At 40.8% G+C, this 4572-nt stretch carries 2 protein-coding genes; one reads left to right on the top strand and one right to left on the bottom strand.

Annotated elements, in window-relative coordinates; genetic code table 11:
- Window positions 1–139: 139 nt before the first annotated feature.
- Window positions 140–2773 (top strand): transglycosylase domain-containing protein, encoded by a 2634-nt coding sequence (locus V7164_RS17135; protein ID WP_438824725.1) that lies wholly within the window; start codon window positions 140–142, stop codon window positions 2771–2773.
- A gap of 50 nt (window positions 2774–2823) precedes the next feature.
- On the opposite strand, the gene acsA is transcribed toward V7164_RS17135, so the two are convergent.
- Window positions 2824–4542, bottom strand: a complete 1719-nt coding sequence (acsA, locus tag V7164_RS17130) for an acetate--CoA ligase (RefSeq protein WP_335354684.1) — start codon at window positions 4540–4542, stop codon at window positions 2824–2826.
- Between the last annotated feature and the right edge of the window lie 30 nt (window positions 4543–4572).

Below are 4572 nucleotides of genomic sequence, written 5' to 3'. Positions count from 1 at the left end.
TATCTCCTTTCAAGTTGCTTGGAATCTTATTTTATTATTTATTATTATTATTGTCTTGGTTGGCTCCTTTGCCGGTGGGGTTGGAGCAGGATATTTTGCTTCACTCGTTAAGAATGAGAAAATTCGTCCTTATGAAAAGATGAAAAAGGATATTTATAACTATGAAGAGACATCCGATTTATATTTTGCAGAAAATGTTTACCTTGGAAAGCTTCGAACAGATTTAGACAGGGAAGAAGTAAAGCTTGAGAATGTATCCCAATATTTAATAGATGCCGTGATTGCAACAGAGGATGAATATTTTTATGAGCATGATGGAGTTGTTCCTAAGGCAATTATGCGTGCTCTGTTTCAAGAAGTAACGAATTCGTCTGTTCAAACGGGCGGAAGTACACTCACACAGCAATTAATAAAAAATCAGCTGTTAACAAATGAAGTTTCTTTTGAAAGGAAAGCGAAAGAAATTTTGCTTGCCCTGCGCTTAGAAAAGTTTTTCGATAAGAAAGAAATTTTGGAAGCTTATTTAAATGTCTCCACCTTTGGCAGAAATTCATCTGGCAGAAACATCGCCGGTGTTCAAGCAGCTGCTAAAGGAATATTTGGAGTAAATGCAAAGGAATTAAATATACCCCAGGCCGCTTTCATTGCTGGGCTTCCTCAAAGCCCCTTTGGCTATACCCCCTATACACAAGGCGGGGAATTGAAGAAGCCTGAGGGCATTGAACCAGGTCTTACAAGGATGAAAACAGTATTAAACAGAATGTTTGATGACGGAAGGCTCACACAGAAGCAATATGAAGAAGCATTAGCCTATGATATTACGAAGGATTTTATCCCTCGTGTTGAAAGTACCGTTGAAAAGTACCCATATTTAACATTTGAGATAGAAAAACGGGCAAAGGATATTTTGGCTGGCATCCTTGCCAAAGAAGATGGCTATACGGATGAAGATTTGAAGAATGATAAAGAGCTGGAAAATGAATATAAAATTTTGGCAGATCGTAATCTTCGTCAAAACGGTTACCAAATTCATACAACTATTCATAAGGGAATTTATGATGCAATGCAAGTGGCAAAAGATAATTTTGCCCTATACGGAAGTGATAAGATTGAAATAGTTGAAGACCCTGAAACGAAGGAAAAGAAAGAAGTAGTAGAGCCTGTTCAGGTAGGTGCAATTCTCATCGAAAACAGCACTGGAAAAATCCTATCCTTTGTTGGTGGAAGAGATTATAGTATTGCACAGGTAAACCATGCGACATATACTACTAGATCGAACGGATCTACAATGAAGCCGTTAGTTGTTTACGCACCAGCTTTAGAGTTGGGAGCAGTTTCACCAGGTTCTGTCATTCCCGATGTCGAGGTTTTTCTTGACCCGCATCGACCAAACGTACCTTACCCGAATAACTATGATAAAACATACAGTGGTCTAGTCTCTGCGCGCTATGCTCTAGCAATGTCTTATAATGTCCCTGCGATGCTGACTTATCGAACGATTATTGATAAGCGCCCGGCTCAATATTTAGAAAAAATGGGCTTTACTTCACTAATCGAAAGTGACTATTCAACAAATTCACTAGCTCTAGGTGGAATTACGAATGGAGTAACAGTTGAAGAGAATGTAAATGCCTTTGGCACTTTTGCAAATGGCGGAAACTTTGTGGATGCTTACATGATTGAAAAAATCGTAGATAAGTCTGGTAAAACTATTTATCAGCATGAAGCGGAACCCGTTGAAGTATTCAGCCCGCAAACTGCTTATTTGACCATTGATATGATGAGAGATGTAATCAATCAAGGGACAGCAACATCATTAAAAGGCCGGTTAAAGTTTGGTTCAGACTGGGCTGGTAAAACCGGTACAGGTCAGGATTTAAAAGATTCCTGGTTTGTGGCTGTTAATCCAAAAGTTAGCTTTGGAGTCTGGAATGGATATGACACTCCAAAATCATTAGAGCTTAGATATAAAGGAGTCCATCACGGTCCCCGTAACGTATATTTATGGGCGGACCTTATGAATGCTGCCTTTGACGCAGCTCCTGATCTGGTGGCAACAAATCAGCAATTCCAAATGCCTGGTGGAATTGTCCGCAGATCCTATTGCGCAGCATCTGGTCTTCTCCCTTCTGATGCTTGTTCTAAAGCAGGTCTCGTTGCGACAGACTGGTTTAATGCGAAGTTCCTTCCTACACAGACTGATAATAACTTTGCAGATGGAAAGTATGTCCTTATCGGAACTAATAGATACGAAGCCTTAGACAGCACACCAGATGAATTTATCCATTCAGGCGTAGCGATTAGTCCTAAGTTTTTCGAGGATAAGTATGGTATTTCAATAAAGGATGCATCACAGTTAATTCCGAATAAGGATAGATGGAAAGGCCTTATAGCAGCTGATTCTAAATTAGAGGAAAATGGAAAGGCTCCAGATGCCCCAGCTATTAGCCGATCAAACTCGACCATTGTTTGGGGTGCGCATGCCGAAAATGATGTAATTGGCTATCGTGTTTACCAAAAATCAGGTGAAAGCGTGAAAAAGGTGAGCAGCATCTCCGCTAGTAATACTCTTTCATTCCAAGCACCTAATGGAGAGTTCTATGTAACAGCTGTTGATATTGCAGGGAAAGAATCTGCTCCATCCAATATCATTCAAATTGGGCAGCCTGGTGAAACAGCACCTAAAGAAGAAAAACCAAAGGATCCTCCTGGTGATAATGATGACGATGGAAATGGAGATGATCCAGAAACACCGCCAACAGAGGAAGTATAGATTTTCACAGAAAAGAACCGTGCAAATGGCACGGTTCTTCTTTTTGTTTATTAATCTTCCATTGTGGAAAGATCACCGGTTGGCAGGTTTAGTTCCCAAGCCTTTAAGACACGGCGCATAATTTTTCCGCTTCTTGTTTTTGGAAGTTTATCACGGAATTCTATTTCGCGTGGAGCAGCATGAGCTGCAAGTCCTTTTTTCACAAATTGACGAATATCTTCAACTAGTTCATCAGATGCCTCATAGCCATCCAGCAGCGCAATGAAGGCTTTAATAATTTCACCGCGGACAGGGTCCGGCTTACCAATTACACCTGCTTCTGCTACAGCAGGATGCTCAAGGAGCTTGCTCTCCACTTCAAATGGACCGACTCTTTCACCAGATGTCATAATCACATCATCCACACGTCCTTGGAACCATAAGTAGCCATCTTCATCCATATATGCTGAATCACCTGAAACATACCAGTCTCCAGGCATGAAATAGGATTCATATTTCTCTTTATTATTCCAAATCGCATGCATCATAGCTGGCCAGCCTTTTTTAATGGCCAGGTTGCCCATGCGATATGGAGGCAGTTCATTTCCTTGGTCATCAACAATGGCAGCCACAACACCTGGTATAGGCTTGCCCATCGATCCAGGTTTAATCTCCATGCAAGGATAGTTGCAGATTAATAATGCTCCTGTTTCAGTCATCCACCAAGTATCATGGACTCTTAAATGGAATACCTTCATTCCCCACTTTATTACTTCAGGGTTTAAAGGCTCTCCAACACTCACAATATGGCGCAGGCTGCTTAAATCAAATTTCTTAACAACCTCATCTCCAGCTCCCATTAGCATCCTAAATGCTGTAGGTGCACTGTACCAGATTGATACGCCATACTCTTCAATCATTTTATACCAGGATTCCGGATTAAATCTTCCGCCTACTATTAAATTTGACGTTCCGGTTAACCACGGCCCAAACATCCCGTAGGAGGTTCCAGTAACCCAGCCCGGATCTGCCGTACACCAGAAGACATCTTCTTCCTGCATGTCAAGAACCCATCTTGCTGTATGATATTGCTGAATCATAGCATTGTGAACATGTAATACCCCTTTTGGTTTACCAGTAGACCCGGAAGTATAATGCAGGATCAACCCATCTGTTCGTTCTACCCATTCAATAGAAAGCTTGTTGCTCGCTTCCGCTAATCTTTTATTAAAATCAATATAAGGCCCTTCCTCTTCAATTCCTTCTCCTACTAGAAAAATAGTTTTTAGAGCAGGAAGCTCATCGACAGGGACACGCTTCAGTAATTCAGGTGTCGTAATAAGAACCTTAGCTTCACTGTCCTCTAAACGGTCACGAACCGCCCCTTCCATAAATGCTTCAAAAAGCGGACCGACAATTGCACCAAGTTTAATCGTACCCAATGCAGCAAAATAAAGCTCAGGTGAACGCGGCATAAAAATAAACACGCGATCTCCTTTTTCAACATCTCCGTATGTTTTTAAAACATTACCTGCTTTATTAGAAAGCTCCTTCATTTCCTTAAATGTATATTTTTCATTTCTTAAGCCTTCACGGAAATACAGAGCTATTTTATTTTTTCGGATGGATTCTGCATGGCGGTCAATAGCCTCATAAGCCATATTGACTCGACCTGTATCATACCAGGAGAATACCTTCTCCCCATCTGCCCAATCGAATTGTTTGTATGTTTCTTCATAATTCTTTAAATTATAATTTCCTTGAGTTGCTTGTAAGGCTTCCACTTTCATATATCAATATCCCCCTCTGATCATTCCAGC

Source organism: Bacillus sp. JJ1474 (assembly GCF_036965225.1).
Taxonomy (GTDB): domain Bacteria; phylum Bacillota; class Bacilli; order Bacillales; family Cytobacillaceae; genus Cytobacillus.
The sequence above is the reverse complement of the archived record's forward strand: the minus strand, read 5'-3'. Positions and strand labels throughout refer to the sequence as shown.